The organism is Prochlorococcus marinus (genome assembly GCF_001180245.1).
In the GTDB taxonomy this organism is placed as follows: Bacteria; Cyanobacteriota; Cyanobacteriia; order PCC-6307; family Cyanobiaceae; genus Prochlorococcus_A; species Prochlorococcus_A marinus_F.
In genome coordinates this window covers 121151-137814 of the sequence record NZ_CVSV01000116.1, presented here as the reverse complement: position 1 = coordinate 137814, position 16664 = coordinate 121151, and the positions used below count along the sequence as shown (strand labels likewise).

At 32.0% G+C, this 16664-nt stretch carries 21 protein-coding genes and 1 tRNA gene; 12 read left to right on the top strand and 10 right to left on the bottom strand.

Going from position 1 to position 16664, the window contains the following annotated elements; all coding sequences use genetic code 11:
- The first annotated feature begins 9 nt into the window (after window positions 1-9).
- Window positions 10-1239 (top strand): FGGY-family carbohydrate kinase, encoded by a 1230-nt coding sequence (locus AMO19_RS04965; protein ID WP_075507567.1) that lies wholly within the window; start codon window positions 10-12, stop codon window positions 1237-1239.
- A 91-nt stretch (window positions 1240-1330) separates the two neighbouring features.
- Window positions 1331-1403, top strand: a tRNA-Phe gene (locus AMO19_RS04960).
- A gap of 88 nt (window positions 1404-1491) precedes the next feature.
- Here the strand turns inward: AMO19_RS04960 and AMO19_RS04955 are convergent.
- Complete coding sequence (locus tag AMO19_RS04955; RefSeq protein ID WP_075507589.1) at window positions 1492-1911, bottom strand: hypothetical protein; 420 nt, start codon at window positions 1909-1911, stop codon at window positions 1492-1494.
- A gap of 143 nt (window positions 1912-2054) precedes the next feature.
- Between AMO19_RS04955 and AMO19_RS04950 the strand changes: the two genes are divergently transcribed.
- The 3 genes from AMO19_RS04950 to AMO19_RS04945 all read left to right on the top strand — a co-directional run bounded on the left by AMO19_RS04950 (window position 2055) and on the right by AMO19_RS04945 (window position 3512).
- A complete protein-coding gene (locus AMO19_RS04950; protein ID WP_075507566.1) occupies window positions 2055-2690 on the top strand; it encodes a TVP38/TMEM64 family protein in 636 nt (211 codons plus the stop codon).
- Window positions 2691-2809: 119 nt separating this feature from the next.
- A complete protein-coding gene (locus AMO19_RS08535; RefSeq protein WP_179850512.1) occupies window positions 2810-2986 on the top strand; it encodes a hypothetical protein in 177 nt (58 codons plus the stop codon).
- On the top strand, window positions 2964-3512 hold the full coding sequence (locus AMO19_RS04945) for a phycobiliprotein lyase (protein ID WP_075507565.1): 549 nt from the start codon (window positions 2964-2966) through the stop codon (window positions 3510-3512). Before AMO19_RS08535 ends, AMO19_RS04945 begins: the two co-directional genes overlap by 23 nt.
- On the opposite strand, the gene AMO19_RS04940 is transcribed toward AMO19_RS04945, so the two are convergent.
- Window positions 3496-4008, bottom strand: a complete 513-nt coding sequence (locus tag AMO19_RS04940; protein WP_075507564.1) for an R-phycoerythrin subunit beta — start codon at window positions 4006-4008, stop codon at window positions 3496-3498. The two genes, AMO19_RS04945 and AMO19_RS04940, sit on opposite strands and share 17 nt — an antisense overlap.
- Before the next feature lie 176 nt (window positions 4009-4184).
- Here AMO19_RS04940 and AMO19_RS04935 point away from each other — a divergent pair, with 176 nt between their 5' ends.
- From AMO19_RS04935 to AMO19_RS04925, 3 genes are read left to right on the top strand one after another with little or no spacing between them, the layout of a single operon-like run.
- On the top strand, window positions 4185-4391 hold the full coding sequence (locus AMO19_RS04935) for a hypothetical protein (RefSeq protein WP_075507563.1): 207 nt from the start codon (window positions 4185-4187) through the stop codon (window positions 4389-4391).
- Between the two features lie 21 nt (window positions 4392-4412).
- On the top strand, window positions 4413-6821 hold the full coding sequence (locus AMO19_RS04930) for a UvrD-helicase domain-containing protein (protein ID WP_075507588.1): 2409 nt from the start codon (window positions 4413-4415) through the stop codon (window positions 6819-6821).
- Window positions 6822-6826: 5 nt separating this feature from the next.
- Window positions 6827-8074 carry a CCA tRNA nucleotidyltransferase gene (locus AMO19_RS04925; RefSeq protein WP_075507562.1) on the top strand — a complete coding sequence of 416 codons (1248 nt, stop codon included), beginning with the start codon at window positions 6827-6829 and terminating at the stop codon, window positions 8072-8074.
- Here the strand turns inward: AMO19_RS04925 and selD are convergent, their stop codons facing one another.
- A complete protein-coding gene (selD, locus tag AMO19_RS04920; RefSeq protein ID WP_075507561.1) occupies window positions 8075-10246 on the bottom strand; it encodes a selenide, water dikinase SelD in 2172 nt (723 codons plus the stop codon). It abuts the gene before it with no gap.
- A gap of 10 nt (window positions 10247-10256) precedes the next feature.
- On the opposite strand from selD, the gene mtnP reads away from it, so the two are divergent.
- Window positions 10257-11150 carry an S-methyl-5'-thioadenosine phosphorylase gene (gene mtnP / locus AMO19_RS04915; protein WP_075507560.1) on the top strand — a complete coding sequence of 298 codons (894 nt, stop codon included), beginning with the start codon at window positions 10257-10259 and terminating at the stop codon, window positions 11148-11150.
- 43 nt (window positions 11151-11193) lie between these two features.
- Here the strand turns inward: mtnP and AMO19_RS04910 are convergent, their stop codons facing one another.
- The 6 genes from AMO19_RS04910 to AMO19_RS04885 all read right to left on the bottom strand — a co-directional run bounded on the left by AMO19_RS04910 (window position 11194) and on the right by AMO19_RS04885 (window position 13520).
- A complete protein-coding gene (locus tag AMO19_RS04910) occupies window positions 11194-11391 on the bottom strand; it encodes a photosystem II reaction center protein J (protein WP_011375864.1) in 198 nt (65 codons plus the stop codon).
- Between the two features lie 9 nt (window positions 11392-11400).
- Window positions 11401-11520 (bottom strand): photosystem II reaction center protein L, encoded by a 120-nt coding sequence (locus AMO19_RS04905; protein ID WP_002806119.1) that lies wholly within the window; start codon window positions 11518-11520, stop codon window positions 11401-11403.
- A gap of 11 nt (window positions 11521-11531) precedes the next feature.
- On the bottom strand, window positions 11532-11678 hold the full coding sequence (gene psbF, locus AMO19_RS04900; RefSeq protein WP_011375863.1) for a cytochrome b559 subunit beta: 147 nt from the start codon (window positions 11676-11678) through the stop codon (window positions 11532-11534).
- Between the two features lie 2 nt (window positions 11679-11680).
- The gene (psbE, locus tag AMO19_RS04895) at window positions 11681-11929 is read right to left on the bottom strand and encodes a cytochrome b559 subunit alpha (protein ID WP_002806020.1); all 249 of its coding nucleotides are present in this window, start codon (window positions 11927-11929) and stop codon (window positions 11681-11683) included.
- A gap of 136 nt (window positions 11930-12065) precedes the next feature.
- On the bottom strand, window positions 12066-13082 hold the full coding sequence (locus AMO19_RS04890) for a photosynthesis system II assembly factor Ycf48 (protein ID WP_075507559.1): 1017 nt from the start codon (window positions 13080-13082) through the stop codon (window positions 12066-12068).
- Between the two features lie 9 nt (window positions 13083-13091).
- Window positions 13092-13520 (bottom strand): rubredoxin, encoded by a 429-nt coding sequence (locus tag AMO19_RS04885; RefSeq protein WP_075507558.1) that lies wholly within the window; start codon window positions 13518-13520, stop codon window positions 13092-13094.
- A 77-nt stretch (window positions 13521-13597) separates the two neighbouring features.
- On the opposite strand from AMO19_RS04885, the gene AMO19_RS04880 reads away from it, so the two are divergent.
- From AMO19_RS04880 to AMO19_RS04870, 3 genes are read left to right on the top strand one after another with little or no spacing between them, the layout of a single operon-like run.
- A complete protein-coding gene (locus AMO19_RS04880; protein WP_075507557.1) occupies window positions 13598-13960 on the top strand; it encodes an NAD(P)H-quinone oxidoreductase subunit 3 in 363 nt (120 codons plus the stop codon).
- 4 nt (window positions 13961-13964) lie between these two features.
- Window positions 13965-14699 carry an NADH dehydrogenase subunit K gene (locus AMO19_RS04875; RefSeq protein WP_075507556.1) on the top strand — a complete coding sequence of 245 codons (735 nt, stop codon included), beginning with the start codon at window positions 13965-13967 and terminating at the stop codon, window positions 14697-14699.
- Window positions 14699-15229 (top strand): NAD(P)H-quinone oxidoreductase subunit J, encoded by a 531-nt coding sequence (locus tag AMO19_RS04870; protein ID WP_075507555.1) that lies wholly within the window; start codon window positions 14699-14701, stop codon window positions 15227-15229. Before AMO19_RS04875 ends, AMO19_RS04870 begins: the two co-directional genes overlap by 1 nt.
- Here the strand turns inward: AMO19_RS04870 and AMO19_RS04865 are convergent.
- Window positions 15226-16611 (bottom strand): gluconeogenesis factor YvcK family protein, encoded by a 1386-nt coding sequence (locus tag AMO19_RS04865; RefSeq protein ID WP_075507554.1) that lies wholly within the window; start codon window positions 16609-16611, stop codon window positions 15226-15228. The genes AMO19_RS04870 and AMO19_RS04865 overlap by 4 nt on opposite strands.
- Window positions 16612-16664 lie beyond the last annotated feature (53 nt).

The window sequence follows — 16664 nt, the reverse complement described above, 5'->3', positions numbered from 1 at the left end:
ATTTTTTCTATGCCTGATAATTTTTATGGAGGGTTAGATTTTGGAACCAGTGGTGCAAGAATATCAATAATTAATTTTCATAAGAGATTAGTATATTCAAATTCAGTACCTTATTCATACAGCTTTAAGAATCCAAATTCTTGGATCAATTCTTGTGAGAATCTCTTAGCTAGTTTACCTATTGAGGTGAAGATTAACCTTAATAAATTGGCTATCTCCGGCACCTCAGGAACTTTAACAGCATCAAATTTGCAAGGAGAGCCGCTAGGAGAAGCAATACCTTATGACCAAGCATGTAGCGAAAATAAGATCCTTCTTGAATCACTAACTCCTGAAGAAGATTATCTGCAAACTCCATATAGTAGTCTTGCTAAAGCATTAAAATTAATAGATAAATATGGGACAAATATACTTTTACGTCATCAATCTGATTGGATCACTGGTTGGTTTTTAAAAGATTGGAGTTATGGAGAAGAAGGCAATAATCTAAAACTTGGGTGGGATCTAAAAAAAGAATCATGGCCTAAAAACTATCTCAATGCTTCATGGCAAAAATGCTTACCTCAAATAATAAAAAGTGGGAAAATTATTGGAGAAGTGAATTGTGATTTAGCAGAGAGATTTAACTTGAATAAAAAATTAATATTAATCTCAGGCACCACTGACTCTAATGCAAGTGTAATAGCTGCAGGTTTAGGTAAAGAAGATGGTCTCACGGTTTTAGGAACAACTCTTGTAGTTAAGAAAATTATTGACAACCCTATAAAAAAACAAGGAATTACAAACCATATAGTAGACGGCAATTGGATATGTGGAGGGGCATCAAACGCGGGATGTGGTATCTTATCTCAATTCTTCACTGATTTAGAAATAAAAGAGCTCAGTCGACAAATAAATCCATCGAAAAACACTTCTTTAAATCTTTTGCCTCTTAATAGTAAAGGAGAGAGATTCCCTGTTAATAATTCTAATTTAGAGCCAATACTTGGTCCAAGGCCAGTAAGCGACTCACTTTATTTACATGCATTATTCGAAGGGCTAGCTAGGATCGAATTGAAAGGATGGGAAAAGCTAGGCGAACTAACAGGTTCACTTCCAAAAAAAATTATTACTATTGGTGGAGGTTCAAAGAACCCACAGTGGAGAAAAATAAGAGAAAACATTATTAACATACCTATAATTTCATGCCAAAAAACCACTTCATTTGGTACTGCCTTGTTAGCGATTAATTCAAAATAAAGATTTTTTAAAATATTTGATGAAGATTTAAAATTTTTAATTAAAAGGGTTTCACAAACTACACATCTTAATTTAAAGTATATAGGTTAGAGCCGGGATAGCTCAGTTGGTAGAGCAGGCGACTGAAAATCGCCGTGTCCCCAGTTCAAATCTGGGTCCTGGCACCTTTAAAACCCTGCTTAAACAGGGTTTTATACTTTCAAATCATTGAGAACTCGTTATTTTTTCGCATTTTTTTATAACTTTAAATTTTTAGTTTTCGACTCTGCAGACTTGACCAATAACACCCAAAATCAGTTTATCTCCATTTGGATCTTGCCAATTGGCTAAATCATTGAAATTACTATTTACTTTATCTATTGAGACATCAACATCTCTAAATGATTTTTCAAAACAATTTATATCCATTGTGTAGAGAATATCCTTAGTAATTTCACTTTTTGTTTTGGGAATAAATTTACTCAATACTCTTACAGAACCATCTTCATTCCTTTTTATACTTTGCCTATCCCATAACTGCTCTCCGTATTCACTTTTAGGGACTCCAACCCATTCATGAGGCAAAGCTTCTGATTTTTTTATTGAAATACAAAAGAAAACGATAATCGAAAGGACTAAATTAATGATATTTCTAAAAAATATTGAATTAACTTTATCCTTAGAATGAATCATGACTACTGATGGAATACAAATTTTTATTAGTAGGAAATATAAGATTAAAAGTTTGTAAAAATTTTTATTGATTAGTATTTCTATTATAGATACAATCAAATATTAAATTAAAACCTACTTCCAATAAGTTAATTAGAAAAATAATGAATAAAATACAGAAATTTCTTTCAATAGTTTTTTTTATCGCAATATTTGTAGTATTGATTTATTTAATCCAAAATTATGGGATTGAACCTCTTAGGAACAAAGTAGAAAGTATGGGGATTTGGGCTCCTTTTGGAATATTCATACTCAGAGGAGTAAGTATTATTTTACCTGCCCTTCCAAGTTCAGCTTACTCTCTGCTAGCCGGTTCATTACTAGGATTTCAAAAAGGTTACATGACAATAATCTTTTCTGATATTATTTTTTGCCAAGCTGCCTTCTTTATTGCAAGAAATTATGGTCGGGTTCCTGTACGTAATTTAGTAGGCCCGAAAGCAATGAAAAAAATTGAAAGTTTTAATCAGAACCAACTAGAAGAAAATTTCTTTCTTATGACTGGGTTACTAATGACTGGCCTTTTTGATTTTCTAAGCTACGCAATTGGTATTGGAGGTACTCGCTGGAAAATATTTACTCCAGCATTATTAATAAGTCTTCTAATCAGTGACTCTATACTTGTAGCAGTGGGAGCTGGAGTTAGCCAGGGAGCAGGATTATTTTTAGGAATTGCTTTATTGGGAATGTTTGCTCTAGCGACTCTTTCAGGATTAGCAAAAAATAAAATGCCTAAATAACAAAACAGTTAAAATTTTATAAGAAAAAACAATAGAGATATGACATTTTTGCAAACAACAACTATATGAATAAGAATTCATGCAAGAATAGTAATCGATTAATTTTTTAAAGTTCTTAGATGAATCCATTTAGACCAACTTCATATGCTCGCCCTGGAGAACAAATATCAACCACACCTTCTGGATTAAAAGTTACTTCCGCAAAGAGATTAATGGTGGATTCAATGGTAAGAATGATTCAAAAAGCAGAAAATCATTCTGAAGAAGATAAACTTGACGAAGAATCTAACAATTAATCAATTTCTTGATAAATGTATAGGAGAGTGGAAATCAATAAGAAGCACTCATACTTTAACTTTTCAGGAATTTGAAAACTCAATTAGTAAAATATATATAAAACATATCAACCCGAAAAATAAAAAAGTTGTTGAAATTTTTAAAAATTACAAACTAAGTTTAAACATAAAAAGCATAGCAATTCATATAAAATGGCAAGCTATTAGTGATTGGGAAGATGATGATATGAGTGAAGAAGATGAAACAATTTTGATATTTTTACCCAAGGATGAAAATTCAGGAATTGTTTTACGAAATAAAGGTTATACAGAATCTTTTATTTCATCTTCAAATTATTTCGTTGATGTACAAAATAATTTACACATTAAAACTTTTTACAAATCAACAGTTTCTGAAGAAAGAATTTCCTTTTTATCCACTCACATAAGATCCAGATTTTCTACTATTAGAAATCTGGAAAATAACTCAGTCATACAGACTTCCCATACTTCTGAAATAAGAAATTTAGCTAGTTTAAAAGATTAATTATCCTTTCAAATTGAAACTCTGTTTCAGAAATTAAATCAGGAAGGAAGCTTTTGTTTCCTTGCATATTGTTAACTGTAGAATTTAAATCAGAGATTGTTGCATCTCGCATTAATTCAATAACCCTTCTTGCATTTCTTAAAGGCACCCCAAGAGCAAGATAAGTATTTTTAAGATCCTTCAAACAACTTTTTTCTAAAACTGATTCGTCATTAGAAATTAAAAGATAAGCAACAATCCTTAGGATTATTTCTCCATCTCTTAAACAAACGGACATCTTGTTAGTTGTATTTAAAGATATTTTTGAATTAATTGAATCTTGATTTTCACAAATCATCGCTGTTACAGCGTCTGCTGCAATTGCATGCGAATTATTAGTTATTGAGGTTATTGAATCTAATCTTGAGTTTGCACTATTTATAAATTCTTTTATATTACTTAGATCATTTAATTTCATATCAGCAGACATTAGTTGATTATTCTTTGAAACTGACATTCCTCAAGTAAAATTTTAAGTTAGAATCTTAGAATAATACAAAGCTAATAAAAACAATACAATTTCAAAATTAACGCAATGCTTCTTAATTAATAACTTTATTCCAAAGTGATAGTTGAAATAGTTCAAATAAAAAAATTTTTTCCGCTAATATAAAATTACTTTTTAATAAAGTTTTGGATCAACAAGATTTAAAATTATCGAAGAAACTTATTTCCTCATACAAAAAGAGATTGGAAAAAGAAATTCTTGACCGCAGTATTAAATTAAGGATGCCTCAAAATAAATTTGAAGAAATAATTAGTAACAATAATGAACTTATAAATTTAAAAAAAGCGTTAGAAGACCTAGAAACGGAATCTGAACCTCATAGTAAAGTCTAATTTTTGAAAACCCCTCCAAAAGTGCCTCAAAACAACAATTTTCTTTTTAAATCTTTAAATAATGAGCAACTTCAAGCAGTAAAACATGTTTATGGGCCATTATTAGTTGTGGCAGGTGCAGGTAGCGGAAAAACTAAGGCTCTTACACACAGAATTGCAAATCTTATTGAAAATAACTCTATAGATCCCCATAACATTCTTGCTGTCACTTTTACTAACAAAGCTGCTAAAGAAATGAAAGCAAGATTAGAGGTTCTTCTAGCCCAAGAATTAGCTTTAAATCAATTTGGTCAGCCTTGGACAACTCTCAAAGAAATTGATCAAAATCAATTAAGAACAAACGTTCACCAAGAAAGGCTTCAGAACCTTTGGATAGGTACTTTTCATTCTTTATTTTCAAGACTTCTGAGATACGATATTGAAAAATATACTGATCCAGAAGGCCTAAAATGGACAAGGCAATTTTCAATTTACGATGAAACAGATTCTCAAACATTAGTAAAAGAAATTATCAGTCAAGATATGAATCTTGACCCTAAAAGATATGATCCCAAAAAGATTAAGAGATTAATAAGTAATGCTAAAAATCAATGCTTAACTTCTAATGATCTTTTAGAAAAAGCAGATAATAATTTTGATAAAACAGTTGCTGAAGCCTACAAGAGATATAGAATTTCGCTCTCGAAAAATAATTCTTTAGACTTTGATGATCTTCTACTTTTGCCTGTGTTCTTATTGAGGCAAAATGATATAGTCAGAGATTACTGGCACAAAAGATTTAAACATATTTTAGTTGACGAATATCAAGATACAAATAGAACACAATATGAACTTATAAAATTAATTACGGCTGGAAATACCGAACCAAAAAAATTCTTCAATTGGGAAGATAGGTCAATTTTTGTAGTTGGTGATGCTGACCAAAGTATTTATAGTTTCAGAGCAGCTGACTTCAGAATTTTAATTGGTTTTCAAGAGGATTTTAAAACTTCATTTAATGATGATACAAAATCATCTTTAATTAAATTAGAAGAAAATTATAGGTCATCTTCTAATATCCTTGATGCTGCGAACTCACTAATTGAAAACAACTCTGAAAGAATTGACAAAGTTTTAAAGGCTACTAAAGAAAAAGGGGAACTTTTAACGTTACTCAGCTGTGATGATGAAATTTCCGAGGCAGAAGCAATTACCAATAAAATAAAATCACTCAATAACTATAATCAAAACCCAATTTGGAAAAATTTTGCAATTTTATATCGAACCAGAGCTCAGTCAAGAGTATTAGAAGAATCTCTTGTAAGGTGGCGCATTCCTTATACAATTTTTGGAGGATTGCGTTTTTATGATAGAAGAGAAATTAAAGATGCAATAGCATACTTGAAAGTTCTGGTTAATTCTTCAGATAATGTTAGTCTTTTACGAATCATAAATGTTCCTAGAAGAGGGATTGGTAAGACTACTATTCAAAAACTGAATGAACTATCTAATAGGTTAAATATCCCATTATGGGAGGTTCTTAATGATAAGCAAAGTCTGGAAGAAACAATAGGCCGATCATCAAAAGGAATTAATAAATTTACTGAAGTTATGAATGATCTACTTTGTTACCTAGAAAATGCAGGCCCCGCTCAACTATTACAACTTATACTAGAAAAAAGTGGTTATTTAAGTGACTTGCTTTCTAGTGGTACTGAAGAATCTGAGGATAGAAGAAATAACTTACAAGAACTAATTAATGCAGCAACTCAATATGAAGAAGAAACAGAAAGTGGAGATGTAGAGGGATTTCTTTCTACAGCAGCCTTAACAACTGATAATGATACGAAGAAAAATAATCCCAACTCTGTAACTTTGATGACTCTGCATAATAGTAAAGGTTTAGAATTTCAAAATGTTTTTATCACTGGGCTAGAACAAGGTCTCTTCCCTAGCCATAGATCAGTAGATACTCCCTCACTTCTTGAAGAGGAAAGAAGATTATGCTATGTAGGTATTACTAGAGCTAAAGAAAGAGTTTTCTTAAGTCATGCCAGAGAAAGAAGATTATGGGGTGGAATGCGTGAAGCAACAATTCCTTCAATATTTCTTTCAGAAATACCTGAAGATTTAATGGATGGCGAATTACCACAAACTGGTGGTGCTTCAATTAAAAGAGATTGGCATCTTGATCGTTTAACTAGAGTTGATCGAAATAATCCAAATGAATTTGTTAACAAACCAATAAATGCAGTAAGGAAATTATATTCAGGTCCCAGTAAAGGTAAAAGCTGGATAGTTGGAGATAAGCTAATACACTCAAAGTTTGGGAAAGGTGAAATCATACATATTTTTGGGAGTGGGGAAAAAATATCTTTAGCAGTAAAATTTGGTGATAAAGGAAGTAAAATTCTAGATCCCAGATTAGCTCCAATTCGTTATGTAAGTTAAAACTCATGAACGATATCTCTGATTACATCCAAGGGGAATTAATCAAAACTCCATTTAATCTATATAACCTAATTGCTAAATACATTGAATCTAATAAGAATACTAAAGTAGCTTTTGTTGGCGGATACTTAAGAGATTTATTAATTAGTAAATTCCACAAAAAATCGTTTTCTAAACCTGTTGATATTGATCTTGTTATTGAAGGATCCTCTATTTCTCTTGCAAAATTTATAAAAAAAAATATTGTAGATGTAGATTTATGTCTAATTAAGGAATTTAATTTATACAACACTGTCGAAATAAATATTAATAACTATAAAATTGATATTGCTTCTGCAAGAAAAGAAATTTATTCTGCTCCAGGCTTAAATCCCACAGTAAATAAAAGTACTATTGAGGAGGATCTTAAGAGGAGAGATTTCACTATAAATTCAATAGCCTTCGAGGTCTCGACAAGGAAAATCTATGATCTTTATGGAGGAATTTCTGATATAAAAAGTAAAAGATTGACCTTACTTCATAGTAATAGTATTTCAGATGATCCAAGTAGATTAATTAGATGTGCAAAATATGCTTCAAGGTTAGATTTCAATATTTCAAATAATTCCCTCAAACAATCTCAAGAAACAGTTAGACAATGGCCATGGAAAAGTTCAGAAACTCATCAGAAAATAATTTTTCCTCCTGGACTAGGGATACGAATAAGAATGGAACTAGCTGAAATATGCAAACACGATAATTTGACTAATGTAATTTCGATAATTCATAAATGGGAAATTATCTCAATTTTAAATAAAAATATTAAAGTCGATAGAAGGTTTTTAAGAGGACTAAATTGGATTAAGAAGTTAAAGGGAAATCACATGCTTTACTTATTAAAAGATTCAGAAGATTTAGAAAAAGCCTGCCAAAGATTTTTGGTAAATAATAGTGAGATAAAAATATTAGAAGATTATTTAAATATCAAAAAGATATTAAATACAAATCAAAAAAATTTCAATCATTTTTCTCCATCAAGTTGGACAGAATTTATTGAGGACAGAAACCTTAATGATGAGACAGTCAAATTATTAATTTGTGATGGAGGACCATACTGGCGTAAATTATTTAAGTGGTTATTTATTTACAAATACGTAAAATCAAAAAAAGATGGAGAAACATTAAAAAAAGAAGGATGGGATCCAGGGAAGAAAATGGGTAAGGAAATCAAAAGATTAAGATATTTGGAGATTGACAAATTAAATAGAAATTAATTACATTTTTACAACTTCTCCAACCTTGTACCATTTATCCTTTAGAACATTTTCATATTTACGATTGCAACTAATTAACAAGGGTCCACATGTTTGAGGATCTAATAGTAATGATATTTTCTCGTCAAAAGTCTCTTGATCTATTGAATTTTCGTTTAAAAAATTAATTATTCTTTTTTGCTTATTTACTTTACAAATTTTGTCAAAAATTTCTTGATTAGATTCAAAGAAAGTACTTTTCACATCTTTTCTTATTAAATCAAATACACCTGGATACGCTTTAAATGCAAATAAATCTAATAAAACTTTTAGTGGCTTGAGATTTTTGCTTTGCCTATATAAATTAGAAGATTCAACCATTTCTTTAAGATGTCCAATAAATCCATATCCAGTAATGTCAGTCGCAGCACTGACTAATGATTCTTTAAATTGATTTTGAAAAAGATAAATTTCATCAATCAAATATTGCTGACTCTTTACTAAATTATTAATTATTTCAGAAGAACTACCTAGCATATTAATATTTTGCATTTGACCTGCAAAGTAAATCCCAACGCCCAGAGGCCTAGACATCATGAGAATATCTCCAATATTCATTCCAGATTTAAGCCATGGTTTTGCTCCATTTTTTAAAATACCTTGAACTGTTAAAGAAATATCTATTCCTAATGAATAAGGTTTATTTACTAAACTTCTTGCCTCGAAAGTATGGCCTCCAAGTAATTCACCTCCATGATCCTCAACTGTTGATTTAATACCTTGAAGTGATTGAGAAAAGAGGTAACTCTGAAATTCCCTCTCAACTTTTGGTAATGAAATTAAAGCCTGCGCGGATGAAAGTTTTGCTCCGCATGCCCACAAATCTGAGCAAGCATGCAAAGTAGTAATTTTTGCATTAAGCCAAGGATCACTTAACAAAGCAGGAAATCCATCTACACTTTGCAAGATAATATCTTGACCATTTTGATATATCTCAACTGAATCTTCAGGTGATGAGGCAAAAGAATTTAAATTAGAATTTACTAATGATTTATTCAAAACAAACTGAGGTATTTTAGCTGCACATCCTCTGCAATCATTCAATGAAATATTTTTTTCACGACTTTTCATAATTAGCCTTTTTGATCTGAACTTTTTAATAAAATTGAGATCAATCCTATTCTTTAAAATCCAAAAAAGAAACGAAGGGCCGAAAACAAAATTGCGATAAATAGCAAAAGCCTTTGGATGATGGCTTGGAAATATATTTACTATTTGCAATCCGATCTTTTGAGGAAACCACTTTTTTAATGATCTCCCTTCTATATCTTTTTTTAGATTTTGGACTAGTGTATTTACAACTTTTACTGCAAAAACTCCTGATGCTGGTCTTTTTGCTGAACCTACAACTGCGCAATCACCCACAGCAAAGATTCCAGAGAAACTTTTTATCTGCAAATTCTGATTTGTGATTATTCTGCCATGAGAATCCGAATCTAAAAATTTTTTTTGTGCCCATAATGGAGATGTATTTCCAGTACATAAAAGAATCTTGCCATAATCAAAATTAAGTTTTTCAACTAAATCAATATTGGAATTCCGTAAACTTTTTAGAATTGTATTATTAATTTTTCTTGAATCACATAATAGTTTTAAAGGTCTATCTCCCCATCTTTTTCTCAAAGCGTATGATACTTCAATTGCAGCAAGGCCACTCCCAACAATTACAAACGGAAGTTCATTAACTGAATCAAAAATGTCCTCTTTTAGTATTGAGTCATAAGCCTTTAAAAAAGGTTTAATTGAAAAAGCATTTCGATTTTTAACTAGTGATTCAAATTCTTTTGGAATTATTGTTTGACTTCCATAATTAAGCACCAACTTCGAATAATTAACTGAAGGTCTATTACTTAAAACAATTTTCTTTAAATTGAAATCAATATCCTGAACTTCTTCTTCTATAAAAGATACTTTTGCATTTTTTGCTAAAGTTTTTATATCAATTAAACTCTCCTCTAAAGTGATTGATTTTGAAATCACCGATGGGAATATCGCCGAATAAACCAAATGAGAATCTCTAGATATAATTGAAACAGGAATTTCTGGCATTAATTTCGGAAACATTACCCATTTCTTCAATAAAGAAACATTTGAGTGTCCTCCTCCAATTAATACAAGATGATTAACAGTCATTTACATCACTATGGATAAAGAACATTTATTACCAATTGAAAAATCAAGATTAGGAGTGATTGGTGGAAGTGGATTTTATTCAATGGATCAAATAGAGTACTTAAGAGAACTAGAAATCAATACTCCCTATGGTAAACCTTCTGATTCAATAAAAGTATATAAACTTGGAAACCTAGAGATAGCATTCATTCCTAGACATGGCAGAACACATAGTTTAAATCCTTCTGAAATCCCTTACAAAGCTAATATTTGGGCTCTAAGATCAATAGGAGTAAGATGGATTATTGCTCCATCAGCAGTTGGTTCATTACAAGAACAGATAAGGCCACTTGATATAGTGGTTCCAGATCAATTTATAGACCGGACAAAAAATAGACCTTCAACCTTCTTTAACGATGGAGCAGTGGCTCACGTAACCATGGGAGATCCCTTCTGCACAAATTTATCACGTATATTAAGTGAAATAGGAGAAAAAAATATTCCTGGCGGTAGACAATTGCACAGAGGGGGTACCTATTTAGCAATGGAAGGTCCTGCTTTCTCAACTAGAGCAGAATCTAATTTATATAGGAGTTGGGGATGTTCAATAATTGGAATGACGAACCACACAGAAGCAAGATTAGCTAAAGAAGCTGAAATAGCTTACTCCTCTTTATCTATGGTTACAGATTATGATTGCTGGCATCAAACTCATCAAGAAGTTTCTGTAGAGATGGTTTTGGATAATCTCAGATCAAATACTGAAGTGGCTAATAAAATAATATTTGAAGTAGCTAAATTAATTGAAAAAGAAAGACCAAAAAGTAAGTCTCATTTTTCATTAAAAGATGGATTGATAACCAAAAAAGAAAATATCCCAAGCTCCACAAAAGAGAAGCTAAGGATATTTACTGATTCTTATTAGGCTTATTTGATATAAGTGATTATCAGGTTAAGGTAAGGATTTGTTAACCTCCAGCTCCTACGCCTTGGTATGAACCATAGAAGAATATTCCTAAAACGAAGATAACTGCAATTCCACCTGCTGTAGCAACAAGCCATAGAGGAAGAGTCCCTTCAGTCCATCTTCTTTCCCATGCAACTGCTGGTCTGCCGTCAGGAAGTCTATCTGGAATTCTTCCATCAGGTCCTTTTAATTTACTCATAATTTTAATTTAATTGAAAAAGTAACTGGAAAATAAAATTCCCAATACAAAGACTGATAATAAGCCTAAATAAAGGCTTGTACGATTAAGTTCAACTGGAACTTTGTTAGGATTTTCGTTTACTTGCATGATAGTTAAATTTATCGGGCTACGAATTGCATAGCAGCAATAGAACCTAAGAAGAATACTGATGGAATAGCTAGAGCGTGAACTGCTAGCCAACGGACAGTAAATATAGGATAAACGCGGACTTCCGCAGCCTGCATTGGAGCTTGAGAATTAGTCATTGTTATTTTGTTCTTAAATCTAGTTGAGATTTAGCTTCATATCTTTGTGTTACAACAGGTGCTTTAGATTCAGATGATTGGAAATAACTATCTGGACGAGGAGTTCCGAAAGCATCGTAGGCTAAGCCTGTATATACAAATAAGAAGCCTGCTATAAAGATAGCTGGTAATGTTACTGCATGAATAATCCAGTATCTAATACTGGTGATTATTTCAAAAAATGGGCGTTCACCCGTTGAACCTGCGGCCATAATCACAAATGTTTACCCTATGATCTTACAGTGTAAAATCATAAGTTCGCGAAGAAATTAACAGGTTGGTTACAGACAGTTGCTAAATCATTCAAAAATTAATTTTTTTTTTACTATTAACTCAATTCTTTCAGAGTTAGCTATTCCATTTAAGAATATAACCACGCTCGCCAAGTACAAATCCTTTTTGATTGTCTAAAGCCTCCTTATCAAGAAAAACTATTTTAATGTAGTTTGTTGGCAATTCAGAAGCTATAGGATCTTTATTCCAAGTTTTACCTTGATCTTTACTTACTATTAAAGTTCCGTTACCCCCGCCAGCCCATATATCACCATTTGGATCCCATCCCATGTCTAAATAATTGTATCCATTAAGAATTGGAATAATAGGCTTTGACCAATTTTCTAGGTCATTAGTATCTTCGTTAAATCTAATTTCTGCTCCTCTAGAAAGCATCCATAAACTTCCTTCCGGATTAAAACCAATACTTTGAACTCTTTTGCTACTGGCTCTTTGATGAGCTATCCATGCATCACTATCCTTTTCTAAAGTAGAAAAGAAATTACCTAGACTACTAACACTGACATAATCTCCTTTATTAGTTCTTCTTAAATCTCTTACACCTCCAGAACCAGATGCATCTACAACTTTTGCATTCCATGATTCACCACTATCAGATGTTTCATAAATAGCACCTGCAGTGGTAGCCAATTCTGCAACACCAGCATCTACAGTTGTAATTAGAAATGGTTGGCCTGGTAATTTGTTACCTAAAGATAAACGTGTCCAATTCTTTCCTGCATCAAGTGTATGCATAACTAATGAAGGCTGACCTATTAACCACCCCTCTTCACCTTTAAAATCAATATCCAGAAGACGAAAGTTCTCTTCACTTGGTAAATCTAAATTTCTTTTTTCCCAAGTTTCTCCTCCATCATTAGATTCCATAATAAGTCTATTAGAACCTACTAAAAATCCATTTTTATCATCTATAAAATCAACATCTAAAGCATTAGCCTGGTCCTCAAACTGAATTGTCTTCCAAGGGCTACTATCACTCATCTTTACTCCTGTAGATGAACAACTGCTCAATACAAAACAAATAAGAACTGATAAAAGAAGATTGGGAATACTAGTAATAATTTTTTTCATTTGTATATATTAATGCAAAGAGTACAAAGAAAGGAACATAGCAGCAGCAAAAGCCAGACCTCCAAAAATCAATATGTTTTTTTGTCCAGGAGGTAAACTATTAAAACCAAAGCCATAAACTAAATTTTCTTCAAAACCACTAGGTTTAGATTTAGGACCTATATCCTTGTAAAAATTTTTACCAGCTCGACAAACAGGGCATGCGAAGGTATTCCCATCCAATTCTGAAAAAGGGGTATTTTTAGGTATGTTTAATTTTTTATTTCCTTCAGAAGGATCATAAATATATCCACAACTTCTACATTCGAATCTATTTTGTTCTAGATTAAGGGCAGGTTGTTCAACATTTACTCCTAAGGTATTTTCAGAAAGTTCATCTTTCTCAAAATCTTCAACTATTTTGTTTTCCTCAGAGGCTGGTTGAATGTTTTCACTCACGGTTTATTATTGTTCTTTAAGAACTTTAAAAGATTTTGCTTAATTAAGCGACTTTTATTCAAAATTAATTTTTTAAGATGTTTTTATTAACTGGCTATGAATACTTTTTAGGTTTTCTTCTAATTGCTGCAGCTGTTCCAGTATTAGCTCTAGTTACTAATATCATCGTTGCCCCAAAAGGCAGAACAGGGGAAAGAAAACTTACATATGAATCTGGAATGGAGCCTATCGGAGGGGCATGGATTCAATTTAATATTCGTTATTACATGTTCGCCTTGGTTTTCGTTATATTTGATGTTGAGACAGTATTCCTTTATCCTTGGGCTGTTGCCTTCAATAGATTAGGCTTATTAGCTTTTATTGAGGCTTTAATCTTCATAGCAATACTTGTTATTGCCCTGGCATACGCATGGAGAAAAGGTGCTTTAGAATGGAGCTAAAAAATTGAATCCACAATTATCCCCAAAAGCAATAAGAGAAATTAGAGAAGGAACTTGCAACCCTCTTGGGGCACCCCAAGTTACTACAGATTTAAGCGAAAACATCATATTGACAAGCTTAGACGATCTTCATAATTGGGCCAGACTAAGCAGTCTATGGCCTCTCTTGTACGGAACTGCTTGTTGTTTTATAGAATTTGCTGCCTTAATCGGATCTAGATTTGATTTTGATAGATTTGGATTAGTACCTAGAAGCTCGCCAAGGCAAGCAGATTTGATAATAGTTGCAGGAACAGTAACTATGAAGATGGCCCCAGCCCTAGTGAGACTTTATGAACAAATGCCTGAACCAAAATATGTTATTGCTATGGGTGCTTGCACAATCACAGGGGGAATGTTTAGTGCAGATTCTACAACTGCTGTAAGAGGTGTTGATAAATTGATACCAGTTGATTTATACCTTCCAGGATGCCCACCAAGACCAGAAGCAATTTTTGATGCAGTAATCAAATTAAGAAAAAAAGTTGGTAATGAATCAATCTTAGAGCGCACAAAAACTGAACAAACACACAGATACATAACATCTGATCATGAAATGAATCTCGTTTTCTCAGAAAATACGGGTGAATATCTAAACAAAACTTCAGCTAACGCCATTCCTTCCTCCAAAAAAGAAAAAATAACTGAATTGCCTGAGACGAACGTAAAAGCTGAAATTATTGATACTGCAGAAAATTAATGGAAAAAGACGGTTTAGCCAAATCCTCAGACACTTCTATAGAAAAAGAAGGCTTTATAAGCCAATCTTTGTCTAAAGATGGAATTTCAAATCAATCTTTACCTGATGATCACATAGGAATTGAAAACATTTCTGTTGAACCTAACAAATTATATGAGGCAGTATCTGCCTTAAGAAATTACGGTTTCAACTATCTCCAATGTCAAGGAGGATATGATGAGGGACCAGGCAAAAATCTTGTAAGTTTCTACCATTTTATAACTGTTGATGATTTACAAAAAATCGAAAAAATTAAAGAAGTCAGATTAAAAGTTTTCTTAAAAAGAGATTCTGACTTATCAATCCCTAGCTTATATAAAATTTTCAAAGGAAGTGATTGGCAAGAAAGAGAAACTTTTGATATGTATGGAATAAATTTTATTGATCATCCCAATCCCAAAAGATTATTAATGCCTGAAGATTGGAGAGGATGGCCTTTGCGAAAAGATTATATTCAGCCAGATTTCTATGAACTTCAAGATGCTTATTAACTTAATCTTTTTAATTTGCGGTAAATAAACATTACTGCCCTGGCTAGTCTCCTTGGATCATGTCTAAGGGTTGGAGTAATTCTTTTTGAATATAATGGTGCTTGCAAAACATAATAACCCTCGGATAATAATTTTTCTTTATTACATTGGACAGGCTCTGCCCCTCTACTTTCGTAATAGTCTACTAATGGAGACTTTTCGAATTGAATCTGAGATAAGATTGAATTAAAAATTCGAGTGTTAACTCCAAAATTTGATAATTGTTTTTCTATTGCTTTGACATGTTGATAGACATCAAGTCCATCTGTCTCTCCAGGCTGAGTCATCAAATTACTTATATAAATTTTAGGAGCATTACTTTGCAATAAGGCATCTACTATCTCTGGTACTAACAAATTAGGCAATAAAGAAGTGTATAGACTACCTGGGCCAAGAACAATTAAATCAGCTTCTTTTATAGATTCAAGAGCACTTGGAAGAGCTGAAGGATTTTCTGGTAAGTAACCAATCCTCGAGATTAATTTCTTAGTTTTACTGATCTTGCTTTCACCAAAAATTTTTTCACCATCTTCTAATTCGGCCCATAACATAACATCAATATTTGTTGCAGGTAAAACTTGACCTTGTACCGCTAAAACCTTACTAGAGGCTTGAACTGCTTTTTCTAAGCTGCCTGTAATTGTTGTTAAAGCTGACAAGAATAGATTTCCAAAACTATGACCTTCCAGACCACTTCCTCCTGAAAATCTGTACTGAAATAATCTAGTTAAGGTAGGTTCTTCGTTTGATAAGGCTGCCAAACAATTTCTAATATCTCCGGGAGGTTGCACACCTAATTGTTTTCTAAGAATTCCACTACTTCCACCATCATCAGATACAGTTACTATTGCTGTAATGTTACTACTGTAATTTTTTAAGCCTTTTAGTAGAGTAGATAAGCCTGTACCGCCCCCAATCGCCACAATATTAGGACCTCTGTTTAATTTACTTTTAACTCTTAATGCATCAACTAAAAATGTATCTTTTTCTGGAACAAGCGCTTTTTGAATAGAATTAATACTTCTATTTTGTCCAATCCCTATTAATAATATTCCAATAACAAAAATCAATGGTCCCATGAATGAGACAGGCAAAATGCTAGTTAAACCTGTAATTACCGAGAAGAAGATTTCAATAAGCCAATAGAGCGGCTTTAAATTTGTCCAAATTACCACGCCTAATAATGTAGTCAAAAACCCTATCGCAGATGTAAACATCCATCTTTTTATTACCAATCCTGGCAAAAGCCAACTCAAAATTCTTAAGATTTTCTTTAATAAGTCAAATTTAGACTTTTTAAAATTTTTGTAATACCTTCTTACCCTTTTTTTACTCTTATTCATTAAAAAACCTCTTAAATTATTTTTCTCAAATTTAAAAACTATATAGAAACATT

What these genes read in the sequence shown, in the direction of transcription:
- psbE (WP_002806020.1), bottom strand. Translation starts at nt 11,929, where the DNA reads ATGGCCGCAGGTTCAACGGGTGAACGCCCATTTTTTGAAATAATCACC.
- AMO19_RS04910 (WP_011375864.1), bottom strand. Translation starts at nt 11,391, where the DNA reads ATGAGTAAATTAAAAGGACCTGATGGAAGAATTCCAGATAGACTTCCT.
- AMO19_RS04965 (WP_075507567.1), top strand. Translation starts at nt 10, where the DNA reads ATGCCTGATAATTTTTATGGAGGGTTAGATTTTGGAACCAGTGGTGCA.
- AMO19_RS04950 (WP_075507566.1), top strand. Translation starts at nt 2,055, where the DNA reads ATGAATAAAATACAGAAATTTCTTTCAATAGTTTTTTTTATCGCAATA.
- AMO19_RS04880 (WP_075507557.1), top strand. Translation starts at nt 13,598, where the DNA reads ATGTTTTTATTAACTGGCTATGAATACTTTTTAGGTTTTCTTCTAATT.
- AMO19_RS04955 (WP_075507589.1), bottom strand. Translation starts at nt 1,911, where the DNA reads ATGATTCATTCTAAGGATAAAGTTAATTCAATATTTTTTAGAAATATC.
- mtnP (WP_075507560.1), top strand. Translation starts at nt 10,257, where the DNA reads ATGGATAAAGAACATTTATTACCAATTGAAAAATCAAGATTAGGAGTG.
- AMO19_RS04870 (WP_075507555.1), top strand. Translation starts at nt 14,699, where the DNA reads ATGGAAAAAGACGGTTTAGCCAAATCCTCAGACACTTCTATAGAAAAA.
- AMO19_RS04905 (WP_002806119.1), bottom strand. Translation starts at nt 11,520, where the DNA reads ATGCAAGTAAACGAAAATCCTAACAAAGTTCCAGTTGAACTTAATCGT.
- AMO19_RS08535 (WP_179850512.1), top strand. Translation starts at nt 2,810, where the DNA reads ATGAATCCATTTAGACCAACTTCATATGCTCGCCCTGGAGAACAAATA.
- AMO19_RS04925 (WP_075507562.1), top strand. Translation starts at nt 6,827, where the DNA reads ATGAACGATATCTCTGATTACATCCAAGGGGAATTAATCAAAACTCCA.
- AMO19_RS04940 (WP_075507564.1), bottom strand. Translation starts at nt 4,008, where the DNA reads ATGTCAGTTTCAAAGAATAATCAACTAATGTCTGCTGATATGAAATTA.
- selD (WP_075507561.1), bottom strand. Translation starts at nt 10,246, where the DNA reads ATGACTGTTAATCATCTTGTATTAATTGGAGGAGGACACTCAAATGTT.
- AMO19_RS04890 (WP_075507559.1), bottom strand. Translation starts at nt 13,082, where the DNA reads ATGAAAAAAATTATTACTAGTATTCCCAATCTTCTTTTATCAGTTCTT.
- AMO19_RS04865 (WP_075507554.1), bottom strand. Translation starts at nt 16,611, where the DNA reads ATGAATAAGAGTAAAAAAAGGGTAAGAAGGTATTACAAAAATTTTAAA.
- psbF (WP_011375863.1), bottom strand. Translation starts at nt 11,678, where the DNA reads ATGACTAATTCTCAAGCTCCAATGCAGGCTGCGGAAGTCCGCGTTTAT.